Source organism: Stenotrophomonas sp. C9D9, assembly GCF_056491205.1.
Map to the genome: position 1 here is coordinate 468,807 of NZ_JBSZIF010000006.1, position 22,747 is coordinate 491,553.

General features: G+C 67.3%; 18 protein-coding genes and 1 pseudogene. 14 read left to right on the top strand and 5 right to left on the bottom strand.

The window, feature by feature from the left end; genetic code table 11:
• Positions 1-26: 26 nt before the first annotated feature.
• The 7 genes from ACXI0D_RS17635 to ACXI0D_RS17665 all read left to right on the top strand — a co-directional run bounded on the left by ACXI0D_RS17635 (position 27) and on the right by ACXI0D_RS17665 (position 6,239).
• Positions 27-791 (top strand): Slam-dependent surface lipoprotein, encoded by a 765-nt coding sequence (locus ACXI0D_RS17635; protein ID WP_014037385.1) that lies wholly within the window; start codon positions 27-29, stop codon positions 789-791.
• Positions 792-881: 90 nt separating this feature from the next.
• Positions 882-2,336, top strand: coding sequence for a porin family protein (locus ACXI0D_RS17640; RefSeq protein ID WP_479642873.1), 1,455 nt, complete (start codon positions 882-884; stop codon positions 2,334-2,336).
• 136 nt (positions 2,337-2,472) lie between these two features.
• Positions 2,473-2,877 carry a response regulator gene (locus tag ACXI0D_RS17645; protein WP_049447331.1) on the top strand — a complete coding sequence of 135 codons (405 nt, stop codon included), beginning with the start codon at positions 2,473-2,475 and terminating at the stop codon, positions 2,875-2,877.
• A 9-nt stretch (positions 2,878-2,886) separates the two neighbouring features.
• On the top strand, positions 2,887-4,470 hold the full coding sequence (locus ACXI0D_RS17650) for a sensor histidine kinase (protein ID WP_049447344.1): 1,584 nt from the start codon (positions 2,887-2,889) through the stop codon (positions 4,468-4,470).
• Between the two features lie 70 nt (positions 4,471-4,540).
• Entirely contained in the window at positions 4,541-4,882 is a 342-nt protein-coding gene (locus tag ACXI0D_RS17655) for a type II toxin-antitoxin system prevent-host-death family antitoxin (RefSeq protein ID WP_049447329.1), read from the top strand.
• Between the two features lie 3 nt (positions 4,883-4,885).
• Positions 4,886-5,512, top strand: a complete 627-nt coding sequence (locus ACXI0D_RS17660) for an ATPase (RefSeq protein WP_049447326.1) — start codon at positions 4,886-4,888, stop codon at positions 5,510-5,512.
• 109 nt (positions 5,513-5,621) lie between these two features.
• A complete protein-coding gene (locus ACXI0D_RS17665; RefSeq protein ID WP_049447324.1) occupies positions 5,622-6,239 on the top strand; it encodes a hypothetical protein in 618 nt (205 codons plus the stop codon).
• A gap of 84 nt (positions 6,240-6,323) precedes the next feature.
• Here ACXI0D_RS17665 and proP read toward each other — a convergent pair whose 3' ends face one another.
• Positions 6,324-7,811, bottom strand: coding sequence for a glycine betaine/L-proline transporter ProP (gene proP, locus ACXI0D_RS17670; RefSeq protein WP_049447321.1), 1,488 nt, complete (start codon positions 7,809-7,811; stop codon positions 6,324-6,326).
• Between the two features lie 571 nt (positions 7,812-8,382).
• On the opposite strand from proP, the gene ACXI0D_RS17675 reads away from it, so the two are divergent.
• Positions 8,383-8,799: a host attachment family protein gene (locus ACXI0D_RS17675; RefSeq protein WP_014037377.1), complete on the top strand. Its 417-nt coding sequence runs from the start codon at positions 8,383-8,385 to the stop codon at positions 8,797-8,799.
• A gap of 5 nt (positions 8,800-8,804) precedes the next feature.
• A complete protein-coding gene (locus tag ACXI0D_RS17680; protein WP_049447319.1) occupies positions 8,805-9,128 on the top strand; it encodes a thioredoxin family protein in 324 nt (107 codons plus the stop codon).
• Between the two features lie 57 nt (positions 9,129-9,185).
• Here the strand turns inward: ACXI0D_RS17680 and ACXI0D_RS17685 are convergent, their stop codons facing one another.
• Together ACXI0D_RS17685 and ACXI0D_RS17690 are read right to left on the bottom strand one after the other, a co-directional pair.
• Positions 9,186-9,428: a hypothetical protein gene (locus ACXI0D_RS17685; protein WP_049447317.1), complete on the bottom strand. Its 243-nt coding sequence runs from the start codon at positions 9,426-9,428 to the stop codon at positions 9,186-9,188.
• Between the two features lie 415 nt (positions 9,429-9,843).
• A complete protein-coding gene (locus ACXI0D_RS17690; protein WP_479642874.1) occupies positions 9,844-12,165 on the bottom strand; it encodes an autotransporter family protein in 2,322 nt (773 codons plus the stop codon).
• A 12-nt stretch (positions 12,166-12,177) separates the two neighbouring features.
• Between ACXI0D_RS17690 and ACXI0D_RS17695 the strand changes: the two genes are divergently transcribed.
• Together ACXI0D_RS17695 and ACXI0D_RS17700 are read left to right on the top strand one after the other, a co-directional pair.
• On the top strand, positions 12,178-12,360 hold the full coding sequence (locus ACXI0D_RS17695) for a hypothetical protein (RefSeq protein WP_101765567.1): 183 nt from the start codon (positions 12,178-12,180) through the stop codon (positions 12,358-12,360).
• 154 nt (positions 12,361-12,514) lie between these two features.
• Positions 12,515-14,867, top strand: a pseudogene (locus ACXI0D_RS17700) (GH92 family glycosyl hydrolase).
• 163 nt (positions 14,868-15,030) lie between these two features.
• Here the strand turns inward: ACXI0D_RS17700 and ACXI0D_RS17705 are convergent.
• On the bottom strand, positions 15,031-16,413 hold the full coding sequence (locus ACXI0D_RS17705) for a sensor histidine kinase (RefSeq protein WP_049447313.1): 1,383 nt from the start codon (positions 16,411-16,413) through the stop codon (positions 15,031-15,033).
• Entirely contained in the window at positions 16,406-17,080 is a 675-nt protein-coding gene (locus ACXI0D_RS17710; RefSeq protein WP_049447311.1) for a response regulator, read from the bottom strand. Before ACXI0D_RS17710 ends, ACXI0D_RS17705 begins: the two co-directional genes overlap by 8 nt.
• Before the next feature lie 62 nt (positions 17,081-17,142).
• Here ACXI0D_RS17710 and ACXI0D_RS17715 point away from each other — a divergent pair, with 62 nt between their 5' ends.
• The 3 genes from ACXI0D_RS17715 to ACXI0D_RS17725 are packed head-to-tail and all read left to right on the top strand — an operon-like array spanning position 17,143 to position 22,633.
• Positions 17,143-18,390, top strand: coding sequence for a TolC family protein (locus ACXI0D_RS17715; RefSeq protein WP_049447309.1), 1,248 nt, complete (start codon positions 17,143-17,145; stop codon positions 18,388-18,390).
• Positions 18,387-19,559, top strand: coding sequence for an efflux RND transporter periplasmic adaptor subunit (locus tag ACXI0D_RS17720; RefSeq protein ID WP_049447307.1), 1,173 nt, complete (start codon positions 18,387-18,389; stop codon positions 19,557-19,559). The genes ACXI0D_RS17715 and ACXI0D_RS17720 overlap by 4 nt, the downstream gene beginning before the upstream one ends.
• Positions 19,556-22,633, top strand: coding sequence for an efflux RND transporter permease subunit (locus ACXI0D_RS17725; RefSeq protein WP_049447305.1), 3,078 nt, complete (start codon positions 19,556-19,558; stop codon positions 22,631-22,633). Before ACXI0D_RS17720 ends, ACXI0D_RS17725 begins: the two co-directional genes overlap by 4 nt.
• The last annotated feature ends 114 nt before the right edge of the window (positions 22,634-22,747 follow it).

Here is a 22,747-nt window from a genome sequence, read left to right on the forward strand (position 1 = left end):
GTTCCCACAACCCAAGGAGCAATACCATGAAGATGATCTCCCGTTCGGTTCTCGCCGTTGCTGCCACCTTTGCACTGGCCGGCGCCGCGCATGCCGCTGACATCGTCGGTGCGGCCAGCCCGGTGACCGACGCCGAGCTGTACGTCGCCGTCGGCGAATCGCAGGTCAACGGTGGCCCGCACCAGGCAGGCAAGGCCGGTATCGGCGTCGGCACCGTCTCCAACGCCAAGCCGGTCGATTTCCAGGGCCTGAGCCTGTACTCGGGCACCACCACTGTCAATGGCACCGCCGTGCGCACGCTGGCCATGCCGATCACCGGCGCACCGGGCAGCCATGCCGGCATGGGCCACTTCAACTTCGTCAAGGTTGGCAGTGGTGACGTGTGGTTCGGCGAGTGGTCCAAGGATGGCGCCGCCGGTGGCTTCAACAACCGCCAGGTCTACTTCGTCGGTGACCGTGCCGGTACCACGCTGCCGGCTGGCGTAGCCACCTACAGCGTCGCGGGCCTGAACAAGTTCAACGGCAGCAACCTGCTGTCCGGCACCTTCCGTGCGGACTTCGGCAGCGGCAAGCTGCTCGGCGGCCTGACCGGTGGCGGCCTGGCGATCAACGTCAACGCCAACATCAACAGCGCCAACGCCTCGTTCGCCGGTACCGCCACCGCCAACGGCAACGTTGCCGGTGCCACCCAGGGCCAGTTCTTCGGCGCCAACGCCGCCACCCTGGCCGGTATCGCCACGTTCGCCGGCAACAGCCAGTACGACACCGCCTTCGGCGGCAGCAAGAACTGATCGCCACGCCCCTGACGGGGCAGGGCAGGGACAAGCCGCGATCCGCCAGTCCCTGCTTCGGCCCGCTGCACGCACCACCACGGATCGACCATGCGCCATTCCATCTTCCTTGTCGTACTGCTGTTGGCTGCCGCTGATGTGCGCGCCCAGCAGGACGATCTTCGACGCGTACTTGAACAGGGCACGGAACTGCGCCACCAGCAGCAGGACCAGCAGCGCCTGCAGCAGGCCGAATCGGAGCGGCCGACCATCACCATCGACGGCCAGACCCTGCGCGTGGAGCGCACCGTCGACGATCTTGGCCAGGCGCTGTACCTGTCACTGCAGCATCAGCAATGGCAGGCCGCCGCTGCGTTCCTCGCGGAGTACATCGAACTGCCGGGGCATGACCCCCTGCTGCGCCACTATGCACAGGGGGCGCTGGCACGGGTGGCCGGCGACCATCGTCGCGCGGCGACGGAGTACGAAGCGCTGCTGGCGGCGCAGCCGGATTTCCTGCCGGCTCGCCTTGAGCTGGCGCGTGTCTATGCCGAGGACCAGCGCGATCGCGATGCGGTCGCGTTGTTCACCGCCATCGCTGCGGGCATCAATGCCGATGATCCGGCCACGGCCGGCGTCCGCGCACGCGTGGACGGCTACCTGGCTGCCCTGCAGGCGCGCCAGCGCTGGAAAGGCGCGCTGTCGGCCGGCCCGGCATGGAGTGACAACATCAACCGCAGCTCGGCCAGCCGCACCTGCCTGTTCGGCGTGGGCGACGCCTGCATCATCGAACGGAAACTGCCCGACGCCCAGCGCGCGGCGGGCCTCGACTACGACGCCAGCCTGGAACGGCGCTGGGTGCTCGGCGGGCATCATGGTCTGTACGTTCGCGGTCTCGCCTTCGGTCAGGCATGGCGCGGGCACAGTGCCTACAACGAGCTCAATGCCAACGTGCAGGCGGGTTACAGCTGGCGCAGCGCACGGCAGACCGTGATGCTGGCCCCCAGCTATGACTACCAGGGCCTGGGAAACCATGCGCTACAGGGCGGTAGTGGCGTGCACGGGGAATGGCAGTACGCCCTGGATGCACGCAGCCTGCTCAAGCTGGAGGCCGACTGGAAGCGCCAGCGGTATCGACAGCAGGGCCTGGCCAGCAACTACGACGGCGAGCTGGCATCGCTGTATGCCACCTGGTTCCGCGCGCTCAATCCGCGCTGGACGGTCTTCGCCGGGCTGGATGTCACCGGCAGCAGCGCAGCCGACCCGGCCAACGGCTACCGCCAGCGCGGCCTGCGGGTGGGCGCGGCACGGCAGTGGAGTGGCACTACGGCCACCGTATTCGTGTCGCTGCGCCATCGCGACTACGACGCCTGGAGTCCGCTGCTCGAGGCGCGCAGGCAGGACGACGAACAGAACCTGATCGCCATCGTACGCAGCGAACGCCTGGCCGTGGCCGGGCTGGTGCCCAGCCTGAGCCTGCGCTACGCCCGCGTCGACAGCAACGTCGGCTGGCTGTACAGCCACGACCGCAGCCTGCTCAGCCTGAAATGGGAACGTGCGTTCTGAACGCGCCGCTGCAATGCCGGAGTGAATGCGCCGTGGCGGCGATCTTCATCGATCATCACGCGCCCTTGTAGCCCGCTTCGCGCATCCTGCAGGCGTTGCGGCAGAGGTGGGCCGCGTGTATCGAGGAGCGCCGGTCGTGCTGGAAGCGGGCAATAAACCAGAGGGCCTGAAAGGGCTGAGGGTGCTGGTGGCGGAGGACGAATTCGCCATCGCGATGTTCCTGGTGGACTACCTGGAGCTGAAGGGCGCGCAGGTGGTGGGGCCGGCCGGAGACCTGCAGGCGCTGGGGCGGCTGCTGGATGACAACCCCATTGATGTGGCCCTGCTGGACATCAACCTGGGTGGCGAACAGGTGTACCCGCTGGCCGATCGCCTGGCCGAGGCGGGCACCCCGTTCATGCTGACCTCCGGCTACGACGACAATCTGCCCAGCCGCTTCGCCAGCGCCCCCCGCTGCACCAAGCCCTATCACATCGAGGCCCTGGTCCAGCAGCTGGCGGGGCTGGTGGCGACGCCGCAGGCCCCTGCGGGCATCGCCTGATTGCGCGGCATGTCGCGCCGCATCGAAGGGCTCCATGCTGCCGAGCGCCCGGGCAGGCCGCTCTCGCGGCAGGCGCACACGCGGCATGACGGCATGGCCGCCCGTATTGCCCGCCACGACTGGTCATCCACGTCATTGGGTGCGATCGAACGATGGCAGCCACATCTGCGCGCCACCGTTGACCTCATGCTGGCGCATGGCTTCCCGATGATCGTGCTGTGGGGCGAGCAGCTGGTGCAGCTCTACAACGATGGTTATGCCGAGATCCTGGCCGACAAGCATCCTGGCGGGCTGGGCCAGCCGACCCGCGAGTGCTGGCCCGAGGTCTGGCACATCAACGGCCCGATCTACCGGCGTGTGTGGCAGGGCGAGACCATCACCTATGAGGACAAGCTCTATCCGCTGGCGCGGCGGGGGCGGTTGGAGGATGTCTGGTTCACCATCACCTACAGCCCCATCCGTGGAGAGGAAGGATGCATCAACGGCGTGCTGGTGACCATGTTCGAAACGACATCCGCGCATGTCGCACAGGCGGCTCGCGAGCGCGAAGAGCAGAAGCGCCGTGAGAGCGACCGCCGGTTGGCGCTGGCCTTCAAGGTGCTGCCGGTGGGTGTCTGCATTGTCGACGCAGACGGCAAGCTGCAACTGTCCAACGACCAGATGCGCGCCTACCTGCCCAGTGGCAAGGTCCCCTCGACCGATGCAGAGAACCAGCATCGCTGGCGCGGCTGGCATGCGGACGGTTCGACCATCGGCCCTGAGGACTTCGCCATCGCCCGGGCGTTGCGGGGCGAGACGGTGGTTCCCGGCCTCGAGTTCCAGTTCACCCATGATGACGGTCGAGCACGATGGACACGGGTCGCGGCCGCACCGCTGCGCGATGCCGAGGGCGAGGTGAGTGGCGTGTTCGCGATCGCCGTGGACATCGACGACCTCAAGCGCGCCACCGAGCGCCAGTCGGTGCTGCTGGCCGAGCTGCAGCATCGGGTCCGCAACATCATGTCCACCATCCATGCCATTGCCTGGCGCACCCGCGTATCGGTCGGCAGCGTGGACGAGTATGCCGAGCGCCTGTGTGCGCGGTTGATGTCACTGGCGCGCACGCAGAGCCTGCTGACCCGCGGCGCCAATGTAGGAGTCTGCCTGCGCGGCATGCTCGACGAGGAGATTGCGGCACAGACGCCGGCGGCGACCGCCTATCACCTGCAGGGTGAGGATGTGCTGTTGCCACCGAAGGCGGCCGAAGTGCTGTCGTTGGCCATCCATGAGCTGGCCACCAACGCGCTCCGGCATGGCGCGCTCACCCACGAGGATGGTCGGATCGACGTCTGCTGGCACCTGCAGGTGCAGGACGGGCAGCCGTGGCTGGGCCTGCACTGGTGCGAGCGCCATGCCGAGGTGGAGGGCTGGGAGATGCCGCGCCAGCGTGGCCTGGGCCGGGTCCTGATCGAGCAGCGGGTGCCCTATGAGCTGGCCGGCAGTGGCGAGCTGCGCTTTGCCCCGCAGGGGCTGGACGCCTGGATCCGCTTCCCGCTGCGCGAGCGCGACAGCCTGCTGCAGACCGACGCCCCGGACACCGGCCCCCTGGGGTGAAAGGGGATTTATCCCCAATTTGGCCAATTTGGGTATAGTGGTGCTCATCCACCCTGCCTGGAGCCGTGCCATGACCCTGCCGCTGGATCTGCCTGGCCTCGAAAAGGCCCCGGCCTCGTCGGTGAAGACCCGGGGCTGGCCGAGCCTGATGCGCACCGTGCGCGAGAAGCAGGCACTGGTCATCACCAACCACAATCACCCGGAAGCGGTGATCGTGGACATCCGCACCTACCAGGAACTGCTGGCCAAGGCCGCCGGCAGTGATGCCGGTGAGCGCAACGAGGAACTGCAGCGCCTGCGCAGCGAGTTCGACCAGACCCTGGCCGGGCTGCAGCGTGGGGAAGGGCTGGGCAAGGTGCTGGGCCAGCCGATCCGGCGCGGCCGCAAGGTCACCCTCGGCCGTCCGCTCTGATCGATGGGACGCATCCTGGCGTTGGCCGGTGTCAATGGCGCCGGCAAGAGTTCGCTGCTGGGCACCTGGCTGGACGCCGAAGGGCTGAGCTGGTTCAACCCGGACTCGTTCACCCGCCGCCTGGTCGACGCCGGCTGGCCGCTGCCGGAGGCCAACGCCGAGGCGTGGCAGGAAGGCACCCGTCGCCTGCGCCAGGCCATGGCCGATGGCACCGACTTCGCCTTCGAGACCACACTCGGTGGCAACACCATCCCGCGCCTGCTGCGTGAGGCCTGCGAACGGCATCAGGTGGCGATCTGGTTCTGTGGGCTGGCCGATGTCGAGCTGCACGTCGCCCGTGTTGCCGCACGCGTGGCGGCCGGTGGCCACGATATCCCGGTGGAGAAGATCCACGCGCGTTTCGATTCCGCGCGCGCGAACCTGCTGGAGCTGCTGCCGCACCTGGCCGAGCTGCATGTCTACGACAACAGCGCGCCGGCCGACGCGCAGGGCGGCGTGGTGCCGCTGCCGGTATTGGCCATGGCTGCAGGCGAACTGCAGTACCCGATTGCGGTAGCCGACCTGCTGCACACGCCGGGCTGGGCCAAGCCCATCGTGATGCGCGCGATGGAATTGAACACACCCCAGTAGATCCACGCCATGCGTGGATGCCTTCCGCACATCGCGCGACACTGCGCCGTGCACGACTGGGCGCCACCGGAGCTGCGGTTAGACTGGCCGCACGCTCAAGGAGGACGACATGCACGGACCTGCGATGTTCCGCTTCACTTCGATCTGCCTGCCGCTTGCTGCGCTGGCGCTGTCCAGTTTGACGGCGGTGGCTGCGCCGGCCGCGTCCAAGCGGGTGGTGGCGCCACCCAGCCTTGTACAGGCCTACCGGGCCGCCGAAGCCAGTCTGCGGCGTATTCCCGGTGACGATATCGAATCGGACTTCCGCCCGGTGTGGACGGGTGTTGCCGATCTCGATGGTGATGGTCGCTCCGAAGTTGTGTACTTCTACACGTCGACCTACACCGGTGGCAGCTTCGCGCAAAGCAATGTGGTGGCGGTGATGACGGCGCTGACGGCGAACGATCCACGCGGCCAGGAGAACCCGAAGAGCCTGTCGCGGGTGGATGCCGAGGATTTCGCGGCCATCCGGGAATCAGGTTATGGCGATGATGCCGGCATCCAGATTCCGGGCGCGGTGCAGTCGATCCGAATCGATGGCAACCGGATCATCGTTGCTTTCACCGTTACCGCGGGCGCAACGGTCTGCGAAATTCCCCATGATTTCCGCCACGTCTGTCCGCCGGACGGAAACTACACCTGGACGCTGCGTTGGACGCCGGGGACGCTGGCCCGCATCAGGAAGTAGCGCCAGGCAGCGCCGGGCGTATCTACCCGGCGCCACCTGGCCAGCAGATCCACGTCATGCGTGGATCGCGTTCTGTGCCCAGCCTCAGGCCGGCTTCACCTGCTCGGGCTCCGCAACGTCCGGCAGCGGCGGCAGGGTCGGGTCCACCGTCACCGGTACATCGCTCTTCAACAGCGCGGCCGCTTCCTTGTCGCTGCCGACGGCCGGCGGTGAACCGCGCAGCGGCAGGCCGGCGGTCTCCTTCACGAACAGCATGGTCACCAGGCCGATCACCGCTGCGCCCATCAGGTAATACGCCGGCACCAGCGGGTCGCCGGTACGCTCCACCAGCCACGCGGTCACCAGCGGCGTGGTGCCGCCGAACAGCGACACCGACACATTGAAGGCGATCGACAGCGCGCTGTAGCGCACCGGGGTGTAGAACAGCGCCGGCAGCGTGGACGGCATCGAGCTGGTGAAGCACACCAGCGCCAGCCCCAGCAGCATCAGGCCGAGGAAGATCAGCCAGTCGTTGCCGCTGCCGATCAGCAGCAGGCACGGCACCGCCAGCACCAGCAGCGCGATGCAGGCACCGATGATCATCGGGCGGCGGCCCAGCCTGTCACTGAACAATCCACCCACGATGTTCAACGGCATCATCACCAGCATCACGATGATGATCAGCAGCAGGCCCTTGCTCTCGGCATAGTTCATTGTGACGCTGAGGTAGCTGGGCATGTAGGTCAGCAGCATGTAGTCGGTCACGTTGAACACCAGCACCAGGCCCATGCACACCAGCAGCTGGCGGCCATGCACCTGGAACAGCGCGCCCAGCCCGGGCCGGTCGTGCTCGCGCTTCTCGGCTTCCTCGGCGAAGGCGCGGAACGCCGGGGTTTCCTCCAGCTTCATGCGCATGTACAGGCCGAGCAGACCCAGCGGGCCGGCCACCAGGAACGGAATGCGCCAGCCCCAGTCCAGCATCTGCTCGCTGCTCAACAGCATGTGCAGTGCGGTGACGGTACCGGCGCCGGCGATATAGCCGCCCAGCGTGCCGAACTCCAGCCAGCTGCCCATCAGGCCGCGGTTGCGGTCGGTGGAGTACTCGGCGATGAAGGTGGCCGCGCCGCCGTACTCGCCACCGGTGGAGAAGCCCTGCACCACGCGCGCCAGCAGCAACAGCACCGGCGCCCAGATGCCGATGCGTTCGTAGGCGGGAATCAGGCCGATCGAGAAGGTGCCCAGCGCCATCAGGATCATGGTGAACGCCAGCACTTTCTGGCGGCCGTAGCGATCACCCAGCGGGCCGAACACCAGGCCGCCCAGGGGGCGCACCAGGAACGCCACGGTGAAGGTCGCGAAGGCCGCGATCACCTGTGCGGTGGGATTGCTGGACGGGAAGAACACCTGGCCGATGGTGACGGCCAGATAGCCGTAGACACCGAAGTCGAACCACTCCATGGCATTGCCGAGTGCGGCGGCGCCGACGGCGCGCTTGAGCATGGGCTTGTCGACGACGGTGATCTCATCGACCTTCAGGTGGCGGCGGCGTTTGAACCAGCCGAAATGGGCATGGGAATCGGGCGTGTCCTGCATGGGGCTCCCTTGTAGGTATGGAATAGGGGAATGGGCGGTGCGGTGTGTCCCGGAAATCGGAAACGGCGATGCAGGCGCAGGTGGCGCAGGGGCATCGGAAGGCGGCGTGGGGGCCGGGGAAGGTGTGCAGGCGCAACGCCACGCGCACGGCGAAGCACCGCCGCAAGGGCGGAAACGCGGCAACGGGATCACAGCGGCCGCGCAGTCAGCGGCCGAGGGTCACAGCAGCGTAGGGAATGCAGGCAGCGGGCCTGCGGGCGTCATCCGCCGGGATCCAGCGCGAGGCGATGGAAATGCAGGGCGGGAGCATTCGTGGCAAGCGAAGCGCCGGTCGGCAGTGCTTCCCACGTAACAGGTGCGCCCGTCACGTAGTGGGTCGTGTCGATCATCCGTTCATCATAACGGCATCGGCGTGAGCATGCAGCGAAGCAGACGGAACTGCACGCTGTGTTCCATCGCGCCTGTTCATGCGCGCACGCAACGCAATGACATGCGTTGAACGAACTCTGGTCGCGCCGCTCACGCAACGCTGTCTACGGTGGGGGTGAACGCAATCGAGAAGGAGCATTGCATGACCCGTCGCATTCCCGAAGGTACGCTGATCATCGTCGCCGACGGTGGTTCGGCCCGCGTGTTCACCAACGTCGGCAGCGAACATCAGCTGGCCCTGAAGCAGGAAGGCGAACTGCGCCTGCAGGACATCAGCGAACAGGGTGTATCCGGGCAGGGGCCGGCCGGTGCGGTGCCCAAGGACATGTCCATCTCCCAGCTCAACGAAGCGACGTTCGCCAAGCAGGTGGCCGAGCAGCTCAACGAAGATGCACTGAACAACCGCTATGCGCACCTGGTGCTGGTGGCCGACCCGACCACGCTGGGGCGCATCCGGCCGCTGCTGCACAAGGAAGTCCAGGCGCGCCTGCTCGGTGATATTGCCAAGGACCTGACCAACGCACCGTTGGCGGATATCCAGAAGGCGTTGGCGGCGTAGCGCGCATGCCTTTCATGCGTGATCACCTGTCGGCGGAGCCGGCCCGCGCGGATGTGGAAGCACAGGCGGGCTGGCAACTGCTGGAGTTCGGAGCGCCCTGGTGTGGACATTGCCAAGCGGCGCAACCTGCGCTGCAGGCATTCGTGGATGCCAACGATCTGGTGCACTGGAAGATCGAGGACGGCAAGGGCAAGCCACTGGGACGTGCCTTCCGGGTGAAGCTGTGGCCAACCGTGGTGTTGCTGCATGACGGGCAGGAAGTGGCGCGGGTGGTGAGGCCGGTCGACAGCGCCGACCTCGCCACGTTGCAGGGCGCCTTGCCAGGCTGATGGTGGGGACGGTCGCGCGTGGCCTGTAGATCCGAGCGGGGCTTGGCGACATCGTACCTAGTGGTAGGTCACTTTCTCCGCCTCCTCGCGCAGCGCCCGCAGCAGGCATCGCCCATGCTGGCTCAGCATGACCATCGCATTGGCGATCTGCCTCGGGTTGTATCCCATCGGCGCGGGAGGCTTCGGCTCGGGGCCGTACTGTTCGCCGATGAGGATGGCCATGCCTTCGGCACTGTTGAGGGCATGTTCGATGCGCTGGAACAGCGACTCCATGGCCGGGCTGAGCGGACGTTGGGTCATGCGGGAACTCCTTGGGAAGCGAGGGCCACCGCAAGGGTGGCGGGCGATGCGAGGTTGGAACCCGGAGAGACTGAAGAAGAACTCCGATGGCCAGACGGCCACACGCAGCGCCCGCCATAGTCATGGCAGGCAGATCTTCAGTTTCATCCGGGGGTTCCAATCCCGGCAGCGGCATGTCCGCTGCGGCGCCATCCTGTACGCATCACGACGTGGAACGCTCATTGATGCTTTCTGCCAAACGGGCAGAATCGAAAGGTCATGTCACTCACTGCTGTAGACCCCGGCAAATATGTGTTGGGCGCGACAATCCCTGTCGCGCCCTTCACGCCGTGGCCGGGGACCCCAGTCCGACGGCCACACCTCCCGCCTTGATATCAACCCGCAATCGAAGCGATCACGGGCTGAAGGCGACCGATTACCAGCTGTAACTGACACCCACCTGTGCGGTGGTCTGGTGATAGCCGCTGGCGCGCTGCAGCGACAGCCCGCCCCAGGCGCCGATGCCGTTGGCGAACTTCACCGACGCACCGCCGCTGAACTCGCCACGGCTGCGCGGCACGCGTGCATCGGCGATCTCGTCATCCATGCGGATCCGCGATTCGGCACGGGTATGCAGCCAGTTGGCGGCCAGGTACGGCTGCACCTCGGTGGACCCGTTGCCCCAGCGGGTCACGCCGGACAGGCGCAGGCCCGCACGGCCGAACAGGCCGTTGGCATTCTCGGCACCCACCACCGTGCCGTTGGCCTCGGTGTGGCGGTTGCTGTCCCAGCGGCTGTAGCCCACCTGCAGCTGCGGTTCCAGATAGATGCCGCCGTTGCTGGCGCCACCCACACGGAATGCGTAGCCGGTTTCCACCGCACCCTGCCAAGCGCGGCTGTCGTAGCGCTCGGCAGCCAGGCCGATACCCTCTACGCGGTTACGGAACTGCGCACGCTGCAGCGAGCCGTCCACGTAGAAGCCCGCATACGGGTCGGCACCGTTGCCGCCGCGCCAAGTGCCATAGAGGCCCAGCGCCTCGCCCTTCACCTTGCCGCGGGCGTAGTAGCCCGTCAGTTCATTGGTGGAGGTGCTGGTGGCGTTGCCGGTCGACAACATCACACCCGCACTGCTGCCCGATTCGTGACGCCACAGATCGGCACCGACGGTCAGCGCCTGGCTGTTGCCTCGGATATCCAGCTGCTTGCTGACCGCATCGAAGCCATTGCGCGAGCCGTCCACGCGGGCCCAGGCACGGCCGGAGTTCTGGCCGGCGTTGCGGTCGTGGTAGCCCAGGCGGAACATGCTCTGCGCGGCCTGCAGGTTGGCCAGGTAGGCGCCGGGGCTCGGGCGCAGCACCGGCTCGCCCGGATCCACGGGATCGACCGGTTGGCATTGCGGCAGGCTGGGATCGACCACGCATGGGTCCGGCACGGTCGGCAGCTGCGAACGCAGGTACCAGTTGCCGTCGGCACCGGTGCCCTTGTGCAGGAAGTACTCATACTGGCCACCGACGGCACGGCCGGCCAGGTTGAACTGGCCATTGGACGCGCCGCCGACCTGGATCAGCTGGATGCCCTGGTTGGTCTGCGCACCGGCACCGCCCACGTTGTTGACGCGCACGTTGGCGGTACCGCTGGTGTCGCCACCGATGATCAGCTTGTCGGTGGCTGCATCATCGCCGGCCAGCACGGTGTTGAAGGCGAGGGTGCCGCCATTGCCAGTGAAGTTGCCGGCCACGTTGAGGGTGTGGAAGGCCGAACCGTCGCCGAGGGAGACGGTGCCGTTGCCGAGGTTGAGGGCGCCGACCGTGGAGTTTCCGGTCATGTTCCAGGTGGCGGAATCCAGCGTGGCGCTGGTGACGTTGGTCATCGCGCCGTTCAGTACGGCGCCGTTGGAGAAATTGGCGTGCAACTGCGACGTTGCATCGGCACGAAGCGTGCCCTGCAGTTGCGATGCGTCCACGTTCAGATTCAGGGTGCCCCCGTAAACGGCTTCTGCAATCACGCCATTGCCGCCGCTGACGGTGCTGCCGTTGAGAACGTTGACGGTGGTTGGGGCAATGATCCCTGCGCCGCTGACCACAATGCCTGAGCCGTTGCGGCCGATGACGCGCGACTTGTCGACGGTGAGAACGTTGTCAGTGATCGTACTGGTGGGCGTTCCCCCGATGTCCTTCACAAAGATGCCGTTCTCATCTCCGGCAATTGCGGAGCCATTGGTGATGCTGACGTTTGAATTGGAGAAGACTGCCAGACCGGACGAGATTTCGGGTGGAAGAAGCCCGGCTCCGATGCCGGTTCCATCAATCGTTGTGTTGCTCAGCGTCAGCATGCCACCCTGAACATAGCTTCCGATTCCCTGGCCGCTGATGCTCGAGTCAGTAACCGATGCGTTGCCGGCAGCACCACCAGAGCTGCCATTGGTTACCGCCAATCCCGCAGCGCGATTGTTCTGTATCCGGGTGCCGGTGATCGTCGCGCTGGAGGAGGCGATCTGGACGGCAGCAAACGGATTGGTGGCGGTGGCTGTTGCCCCCGTCATGGTGAGCGTGGATCCGTCGCTGATGCCTACGGATGTGGCGGCGCTGCCGGTGCTGAAGGTCAGCGTGGCGCCCTGTGCAGACCAGCTCTCAATAGGGTCGCCAGCATTGACGATGGCCGACTGGCCAGGACCGAGAGTTCCGGCCTGGGCGGTGGAGGCGAGGGCGACGCCGGCGGCGATGGCCAGCGGAAGGGAACGACGAACTGCGATCTTCATGACGGGACTCCTGTGGACATCGAACTTCAGGAAAGGGACCGCATTCACTTCGTCGGCGTGAATGAAACGCCGCTATCGTGTGAAGAGAAGGTGATTGCGATGCCATTTCCGGCCCAGGTGGCGCGAAGTGCGATGGCGGTCACGTCGCAGCCGGGGTTGTCGCGGGACGCCTTTTCGCGCCGCTTTTGGGCTTGACGACAGTCTGGTGAGCGCCATGGCGCCGAACCATGCAAATAGTTGCATTGGAAATCAGACAACTCCTGTCGCCTTTGGATTCATTCAGCTGCGCCGCAACATGCGGCGCCTGAGTCCCGGTGCTAGCATCCGGTCACCATCTGAATCGATCCAAATGCCGATGCCCACGCTGGACCGTCGTCTCCTGATCGCCTTCGCCGCTACCGCCATGCTTGCCTCCGGTGCCGCCCTGGCTGCCACACCGAACACCGCTGCCGAACGCGCCTATGCCGCGGTCGATCCCTTCATCGGCACCGGTGGAGAGGGCCATACCTACCCGGGCGCCACGGTACCGTTCGGCATGGTCCAGCTCAGCCCGGACACACGCATCCAGCCGCGCGAGAAGGCCTATGGCTGGGCAGCCGGCTACCGTTACGACGACAGCAGCATCGTCGGCTTCTCGCATACGCATTTTTCCGGCACCGGTCATTCGGACCTGGGCGACATCCTGCTGATGCCGTTCACCGGCAACCCCGGCCTGGAGCGCGGTGATCCGGAGAAGCCGCGCAGCGGCTATGCATCGCGCTTCCGCCACGCTGATGAGAAGGCCGAGCCGGGCTACTACGCGGTCACCCTGGATGACTACAAGGTGCGCGCCGAACTGACCACCAGTGCGCGCGTGGGCGTGCACCGCTATGCCTTCCCCAAGGGCACCGACGCCAAGGTGCTGCTGGACATGCGCACCAGCATGTACGACTACCCGGGCAAGGTGCTGTGGTCGCGGGTGCGGGGTGCGCGCCGACGGTACGGTGACCGGCTTCCGCGAGACGCGCGGCTGGGCGCCGGGCCGCCAGCTGTATTTCGCGATGCGTTTCTCGCGGCCGCTTTCCGGGCACGAGCTGCACAACACCGAGCAGGACATCGTCTACAAGGGCTTCCCCCCGCCGGGTGAGAAGGATCCCGCGCAGCGTGCGCAGATCGAGGGCCGTCAGCTGGTCGGTACGTTCGCGTTCGGCAAGCTGGACGCACCACTGGTGGTCAAGGTGGCGATCTCGCCGGTCAGTGAAGCCGGTGCCATCGCCAACCTCGACGCGGAAGTGGCGGACTTCGATTTCGACCGCGTGCGTGCGCAGGCAAAGCAGGAATGGACGCAGGCGCTGTCGGTGCTCGATATCGATGCGCCGGAACACGCCCGGCGCAGCGCCTATACCGCGCTGTACCACACGATGCTGGGGCCGACGCTGTTCATGGATGCCGATGGCCAGTACCGCGGTTCGGACAACGCCGTGCACAAAGCCGATGGTTTCACGAACTATTCGACGTTCTCGCTGTGGGACACCTACCGTGCGCTGCATCCGCTGCTGACGCTTGTGCAGCCGGAGAAGCGCAACAGCGACTTCGTCAATTCGATGCTGGCCCACCATGAGCACAGCCCCTACGGCATGCTGCCGGTGTGGTCGTTCCACGGCCTGGAAGACTGGTGCATGATCGGCTACCACGCGGTGCCGGTAATCGCCGACGCCTACGTGAAGGGCATCCGCGGCTTCGACGCCAACAAGGCGCTGAAGGCGATGGTCGAGACCGCCAACTACGGTCCCTACGACGGCATCGCGCAGTACCGTGAGCTGGGCTACGTACCGATCGACGAGGAAGGCGAAGCGGCCAGCAAGACGCTGGAATACGCCTTCGATGACTGGACCATCGCACGCATGGCGCAGGCCATGGGCAAGACCGATATCGCGGCCACCTTCGACAAGCGCGCCGGCAACTGGCGCAACGCGTTCGACAAGGACACCGGCTTCATGCGTGCGCGCAAGCGTGATGGCAGTTTCCGCACGCCGTTCGATCCCAGTGCCAGTGGTTACGGCACCGACTACACCGAGGGCAACGCCTGGCAGTACTCATGGTACGTGCCGCAGGATGTGGCCGGCCTGGCGGCAGCGCACGGTGGCAGTGACAAGCTGCTCGCGCGCCTGGACGAGGTGTTCAACGCCAAGGTCGATCCGTCCATCTTCGAGCACATGGAAGACATCACCGGCCTGATCGGCTGGTATGCGCATGGCAACGAGCCCAGCCACCACGTGGCCTACCTGTATTCGTACGCCGGCCAGCCGTGGCGCACGCAGGCGCGCCTGAAGCAGATCATGGATACCCAGTATGCCGACCGCCCCGATGGCCTGGCCGGCAACGATGACGTCGGCCAGATGTCGGCGTGGTACGTGTTCACCGCGCTGGGCTTCTACCCGGTGGCACCGGGTTCGGGCGAGTACATCCTGGGTTGTCCGTTCCTTCCGAAGACCGCGATGCGACTGCCGAACGGCAAGACGTTCACCATCGTGGCCGACGGGCTGGATGACAGGCACACCTACGTCGGCAGCGTGAGCCTCAACGGCAAGCCGCTGCAGCGCACCTTCCTGCGCCACGACGAGATCCTGGCCGGCGGCGAACTGCGCTTCAGCATGCAGGCTGAGCCCAACAAGGCGTGGCCCGGGCAGGGCGCGCAGGCGCCGTATTCGATGAGCCGGTGATGATGGGCAGCCCCGCATTGCCGCCGTCATTGCCCCGCACTTGGTAGGTGCCAACCTTGGTTGGCACGCGGAACATCAACGGTGCCAACCAAGGTTGGCATCTACCGGAATCCGCCGGCCGTGGGCCCTTGGTAGGTGCCAACCTTGGTTGGCACGCCGGACGTCAGTGGGAACGAAACCGCAACCCGACCCGCGCGCCACCAATCGGCGCGCCATCAATCACCAGCGCCGCACCATGCCGCTGCGCGATCTCGGCCACGATCGCCAGCCCCAGCCCGCAGCCGTCGCCCTCGCTGCTGGCCCGGTAGAAGCGTTCCGTGACGCGCTCGCGCTCGGGCTCGGCAATGCCGGTGCCGTCATCGTCCACCCACACCTGCACGCCCTCGGCATCCTGCTGTAGCCCCAGGGTGATCACACCGGGCACGGCACCGTAGCGCAGCGCGTTGTCCAGCAGATTGCCCAGCGCCTCGCGCAGCAGCTGCGGATCACCCAGTACCTGCACGCCGTCGTCGGGTCCCTCGTAACCCAGGTCCACGCCCGCCGCCAACGCACGATCGGCGTAGCGCTCCACCACGCCGCGCGCCAGCGCGGCCAGGTCCAGCGGCTGCAGCGGCAGTGCGCTGCCATGCGGATCCTCGGAACGGCTGAGCATCAGCAGCTGGTTGACCAGGTGCTGCAGCCGCGCCAGCCCGGCCAGCGTGCCGGACAGCGCCAGCTGCTGGGCCTGCGGATCATGCTGGCGCAGCGAACTCTCCAGCTCCACCTGCATCGCCGCCAGCGGCGTGCGCAACTGGTGTGCGGCGTTGCTGACAAAGCGCCGTTGCGCGGCCTGCATCGCGTCCAGCCGTTGCAGCAGCGCGTTGTAGGCCTCCACCGCCGGCCACAGTTCGCGTGGGGCTTCCTGCGCGGGCTCCAGTGGCGCCAGCGGGTCCGGGCGCGGGCTGGCCAAGCGCCGCGCCACCTGGTTGGCATGCCGTGCGGCGGCACCGGTACCGGACCAGGCCAACCATGCGGCCAGCGCCAGGATCGCGGCCTGGAACGGGATGCTGGTCAGCAGCAGCTTGCGTTCCAGGCGATGGCGCTTGCGCAGCGTTTCGGCCACGCGCAGCCGGATATCGTGGCCCGGCCCGGCACTGACCACCACTTCCACCATGCGCACGGCTTGCCCACGAAGGCGCGCATCGTAGTAGACGGCATCGTCATCACCTGCAGGGCCGGCCGCGGGGCGTGGCAGCGCTTCAGGCAGGTCGCCATACAGTCGCCCGCCATCGGCATCCACCACCTCGCCGTGCACTTCGTCGGCGGTGTCCCAGGTGAACATGCGCGACACCGCCGGGGTGATCTCGATCGAGGCACGCCCGTCCTGCACCTTCACCAGCTCGGACAACGACATCGCCGAGTCCAGCAGCCAGCGGTCGTAGACCTGGCCGGCGTAGAAGCGCGCCAGCGCGAAGGAACCCACTGCGCTGCACAGCAGCAGTACCAGCAGCGGCAGCCACAGGCGGCGCAGCAGCAGGCCACGCAGGCTGTGCACGCGCTCAGTCACCGCCGGCCTCCAGCCGATAGCCCAGCCCACGCAGCATGCGGATGCCGACGCCGGCGCGCGCCTGTTCCAGCTTGCGGCGCAGGCGGCTGACATGCACTTCGATCACCGACAGGTTGGCCTCGTGATCCCAGCTGTACAGCGCGTCGAACAGGCGCTGCTTGGTGACGGTGCGGCCGGGGTGCTGCATCAGTGCCTCGACCAGCGACAGCTCGCGGGCGGTCAGTTCGATGCGCTGGCCGTCCACCTGCGCTTCATTGCGGATGCTGTCGAAGCACAGGCGGCCCAATCGCTTCTGCGCAGGTGCATCGCTGCGGCGGCGCGACAGTGCACGCAGGCGGGCTTCCAGCTCACCCAGTGCGAACGGCTTGGCCAGGTAATCATCGCCACCGCGGTCCAGGCCAAGAATGCGGTCCTCCACACCATCGCGTGCGGTCAGGATCAGCACCGGCAGGGTGACGCCTTCGTTGCGCAGGCGCGAGAGCAGGTCCAGGCCATCGACGTCGGGCAATGAAAGGTCGAGCACCATCACGTCATACGACGCGCTGGCCAGTGCAGCCGGCGCGTGCAGCCCACGCGAGAGGTGGTCGCACAGATGGCCGGCGCCCTGCAGGGCACGGATCAGTCCATCGGCCAGGGCGGCGTCGTCTTCGATCAGCAGGATTCGCATTGCAAGCTTCGTGCAAGGTTGGGGCAAGTTTGGCGCAAGTGCGTCACCTTACCGTGACGTGCATGAATTTCTCCCCTCGTCTTGCGGCCCTGCTGGCCGCCCTTTCGTGCGCGCCTGCGGCTTCGGCGCTGTCCCTGGCGGATGCGCAGCGTGCAATGGAAGCGCACAACCCGGACCTGCGCGCGGCGGCACTGGAGCTGCGCGGGGTGCAGGGCGATGCGCAGACAGCGGCACTGCGCCCGGCCACCGAGCTGTCGATCGGCACCAGCAAGATCAGCCCCAAGCACGGCATCGGCCCGGGGCGCTGGCAGGACAAGCGGGTGGACAGCACGCTGGGCCTGGGCTGGACCTGGGAGCGCGGCGGCAAGCGCGCATTGCGCATCCGCCAGGCGGACGCGCTGCTGGAAGTGGCCGGGCTGGACATGCTCGACACCCGGCGCCGCCAGCAGGTGGCACTGCATGAAGCCTATTTCGGCCTGAAGGGTGCGCAGGAGCGGGCGCAGATTGCCGACGCCAACCGCCAGAGTTCGGTCGAACAGATGGCGGCGGCCGACAAGCAGGTGGCCACCGGGGCGATGGCGCCGGTGGATCGCGCGCGGCTGGCGGTGGACGATCTGGCGGTGGCCGACGCGGCGCGCGAAGCGGCCCTGGATCTGCGCGACGCGCGGCATGCGCTGGGCCTGCTGCTCGGCAGCGATGACAGCCGCGACCTCAGCGCCGATGACCCCTGGCCGGATGCCAGCAGCGTGGCCGATGTGCGCGCGTTCGATCCGCAGCAGCGCGCCGACCTGCGTGCGGCGCGTTCGCGCCTGGCCGCCGCCGACGCGGGCGTGGCACTGGCGCGTAGCGAGCGCCATCGCGACATCCAGCTGGGCGTGGAGGCGGAGCGCGAGCCCACCGACATCAGCGGTGTCACCTGGGGTGTGTCGTTGACCATTCCACTGGGTGGCCCGTCGCGCGCACGCGGCGCGATCCAGCGTGCCGAGGCCGACCGCGACAGCGCCGCGCTGGAATTGCAGGTGCTGCAACGCGAAGCACGCGCCGAGCTGGACCAGCTGCAGGCCAGCGCGCAGTCCGCCGCACAGCGCCGCAGCGACTACGAGGGGCTGCAGTCCGACGCTGCACGCAAGGCGGTGGAGGGCATCGAACTGGCCTATCGCCGTGGCGCCGCCAGCCTGACCGATCTGCTCGACGCGCGCCGCAGTTGGCGCGATTTCGAGGCCGCGCTGATTGAGGCGCGTGCCGACCATGCCATTGCCCTGGCGCGCTGGGAAGCGGCCACATCCGTTGCTGAAGGAGAGTCCCGATGAAGTCCACCGTCGCCCATTGCCTGCGGGCACGACACGCCCTGCTGCCGGCCTTGCTGGCGCTGGCCCTGCTGGGCGGCTGCGGTCGCGAGCCGGCGTCCTATGCCGAGGACGCGCCCCAGGTCAGTGCCGGCCAGATCCAGTTTCCCGCCGACAGCCGCCAGCTGGACGTGCTGCGCAGCGAGGCGGTGACCGCCGGCGCCAGCGCCAGCCTGCAGCTGCCGGGCCGGGTGGTCTGGGACGAGACGCGCTCCAGCGCGCTGCGCACGCCGCTGGCGGGGCAGGTGGCGCGCATCGAGGCGCAGCCGGGGCAGAAAGTGAAGGCCGGCCAGGTGATCGCCTGGATTACCTCGCCCGAGTTCGGCCAGGCGCAGGCGGAGGGCGTGCGTGGCCGCGCCGAGCTGCAGCAGGCGCGCAAGGAGCTGGACCGTACCCGTGAACTGCATGCCGCGGGCGTGGCTTCCGGCCGTGAGCTGGATGAAGCCGAGGCCAACTTCGCGGGCAGCCAGGCCGATCATGCGCGCGCCACCGCCTTCGCCAGGGCCTATGGCAATGGCCAGCACGTCGACCAGCGCCTGCCGCTGCGCGCGCCCATCGATGGCGTGCTGGTGGAGCGGCGGATGAGCCCGGGCATGTCGGTCAGCCCCGACAGTGAACAACCATTGGCGGTGATCGGCGATCCGGACCGGCTGTGGGTGCTGCTGGACATCCCCGAAAGCCTGGCGGGACGGCTGAAGGCGGGCATGCAGGTGAGTGTGCCCGGTGCCGATGGACAGCCGTTGCAGGCGACCCTGCAGCACGTGGATGACTTCGTCGACAGCGAGCGCCGCGTGGTGCAGGCGCGCGCCGAGCTGGACAACCGTGCGCGTGGTTTCAAGGCAGGGCAATACGTGCGCGCCCAGGTGGTGTTGCCGGCCGAGGGCGGTGTCTCGCTGCCTGATGCCGCGGTGCTGCTGATCGATGGGAAGCAGGTGGTGTTCGTGGAGGAAGGCAAGGGCCGCTTCGTGCGCCATTCCGTGCACGCCGAGGAGCTGGGTGACGGCCGTCTGTGGGTGCGTGAGGGCCTGCCCGTGGGCAGCAGGGTGGTGGTCGAAGGGGGCCTGCTGCTGCAGCAGCTGGTTGACAGTGCGCCGGCAGCGGCCAGCACCGGCACGGGGCATGCGGCCCCATGATCGATCGCCTGATTGCCTATTGCCTGCGCCAGCCGCTGATGGTGATGCTGGCGCTGCTGTTGTTCATCGGCGCTGGCATCGCCGCGTTCCGCGTGCTGCCGGTGGAGGCCTTCCCGGACGTCTCCGACACCCAGGTGACGGTGGTATCGCTGCATCCGGGCCGCGCGGCCGAAGAGGTGGAACGCGAAGTGACGATGCCGCTGGAAGTGGCGCTGTCCGGCATTCCGCATTCGGTGCGGGTGTTCTCGCATACGCAGTTCGGCCTGTCGATGATCATCCTGACCTTCGACGACAAGGCTGATGACTATTTCGCGCGCCAGCAGGTGCTGGAGCGCCTGCAGGGCGTGGAGCTGCCGGAAGGGGTGAGCCCGGAGCTGGAGGCGATGAGTTCGGCGGTGGGCGAGATCTACCGCTACGTGCTCAAGGGCCCGCACATGACACCGACCCAGCTGCGCACCGTGCAGGAATGGACGATGGAGCGCAGCCTGCGCACCGTGCCGGGCGTGGCCGATGTGATCAGCTTCGGCGGCTTCGCGCGCACCTTCCAGGTCAAGCCGGACCTGGACAAGCTGCGTGATCGCGGGATCAGCCTCGGTGAGTTCGCCGAGGCGCTGGAAAAGGGCAGTTCCAACGCCGGCGGCGGCTATGTGGAGCGTGGCCAGCAGCAGTTCCTGATCCGCGGCGTGGGCCTGATGCGTTCGCCGGCCGACATCGGCAACGTGGTGGTGGCGCAGCGTGGTGGCACGCCGATCCTGGTGCGCGACCTGGCCAGCATCGCCGATACCGGCCTGCCACGGCAGGGCCTGGTCGGCCAGGACGACAATGACGATGCGGTGTTCGGCATGGTGCTGATGCGCAAGGGCGAGAATCCGTCCGACGTGCTCGACGCCCTGCATGCCCGCATTGCCGAGATCCAGGCGAACCAGCTACCGGCCGGGGTCAGCATCGAGCCGTTCTACGACCGCTCGTGGCTGGTGTCGACCACGCTGAAGACCGTCTTCCGCAATCTGCTGGAAGGCGCGGTGCTGGTGTTCCTGGTGCTGTGGCTGTTCCTGTACAACGCCCGCGCCGCGCTGATCGTGGCGGCGATGATGCCGCTGGCGCTGCTGTCGACCTTCCTCGGCCTGCACCTGTGGGGCGTGCCGGCCAACCTGCTGTCGTTGGGCGCGATGGACTTCGGCATCATCATCGATGGCGCGGTGATCGTGACCGAGCACATCGTCTCGCGATTGTCGAAGCTGCCACCCACGGCTGATCGGAAGACGCGGTTCTCGACCATTCTTTCTGCCGCATCGGAAGTGGGCCGGCCGACGTTCTTCTCGATGCTGATCATCATCGCCGCGCACATTCCGATCTTCACCCTGCAGCGCCAGGAAGGCCGCATGTTCGCGCCAATGGCGTACTCGGTGACCTCGGCGTTGATCGGTGCGTTGATCCTGGCGCTGACCGTGGTGCCGCTGTTCTGCTACTGGTGGCTGCGGCGTGACCGCATGCGCGACGGCAACCCGCTGATGGACCGCCTGACCGGCTGGTACCGGCCGATCCTGGAGCGCGCACTGGCGCGCCCGCGTGCGGTGGTGCTGACCGCGGTCGCGCTGCTGGTCGGCACGCTGGCACTGGGTACCCGCCTGGGCTCGGAGTTCCTGCCCGAGCTGGACGAAGGATCGATCTGGCTGACCGCCACGCTCGACCCGAGCACCAGCCTGGCCGAAGCGCAGCAGCAGTCGCGGCGCATCCGTGAGTTGGTCGGCACCTTCCCGCAGGTGTCGACGGTGGTGGCCAAGCTGGGGCGGCCGGAGGACGGCTCCGATGCCAAGGGCGCCAACCAGATCGAAGCGCTGGTGGCGTTGAAGCCGGAGAAGGAATGGCCGAAGGGTGTGGACAAGCGGCAGCTGGTCAGTGATCTGCAGCGCACGCTGGAGCAGCGCATTCCGGGGCCGGAGTTCTCGATCTCGCAGCCGGTGCGCGACAACATCCTGGAGAGCATCTCGCAGATCAAGGGTCAGGTGGTGATCAAGGTCAGTGGCTCGGATCTGGACGTGCTCAACCAGCACGCGCAGGCGATCCTGGGGCAGGTGCGTGGCGTGGAGGGCGTGGAGAGTGCCTTCATCGACCGCGACGGCTCCCTGCCGCAGCTGCAGATCGAGATCGACCGTGACCGCGCCGCGCGCTATGGCCTGAACGTGCGCGACATCGACGAGGTGATCGAGACCGCGCTGGGCGGGCGCCAGGTCGGCGAGCTGTGGGAGGGCGACCGCAAGTTCCCGATCACGCTGCGCCTGGACGATGCCGATCGTGACCTGCAGCGGCTGCGCACGGTGCCGGTGGGCATCGGCGATGGCCACACCGTGACGCTGTCCGACGTGGCCGACTTCCGCATGGCCAGCGGCGCGATCAACATTTCGCGCGAGAACGCACAGCGGGTGAAGGCGGTGAGCATCTTCATCGCCGGGCGTGACATGGGCAGCGTGGTGGCCGACATGCGCAAGCGGGTGGACGCCAGCGTGCAGCTGCCGGAAGGCTACCGGCTGGAGTGGTCCGGCGAGTTCGAGAACCAGCAGCGTGCGATGAAGCGGCTGGGCTGGGTGATTCCGCTGTCGGTGCTGATCATCTTCGTGTTGCTGTTCGATGCCTTCAAGGAGATCAGCAGCGCCGCACTGATCCTGGCCAACGTGCCCCTGGCGATGATCGGCGGCATCCTGGCCCTGTGGCTGACCGGCATTCCGCTGTCGGTGTCGGCGGCCATCGGCTTCATTGCATTGTTCGGGCAGGCGGTGCTGAACGGCGTGGTGATGCTCAGTCGCTTCGCGCAGCTGCGCGAGCAGGGCATGGACCTGCTGCAGTCGGTGGTGCAGGGCTCGCTGCAGCGCCTGCGTACGGTGCTGATGACCGCGCTGCTGGCGATGTTCGGCCTGCTGCCGATGGCGACCTCGCACGCGATCGGTGCCGAGACCCAGAAGCCGTTGGCGGTGGTGGTGATCGGCGGCCTGCTGTCGGCGATGCTGCTGACCCTGCTGGTGTTGCCGACGCTGTACTACTGGGTGCACCGCCGCCGCGAGGCGCGCGCCGGATGATCGGCACGGTAGATCCACGCCATGCGCGGATGCGACCCGGCCGCCAGGCATGGCCCTGGTAGGTGCCCACCTTGGTGGGCACGCGGCGACGCGCCCACCAAGGTGGGCGACCAC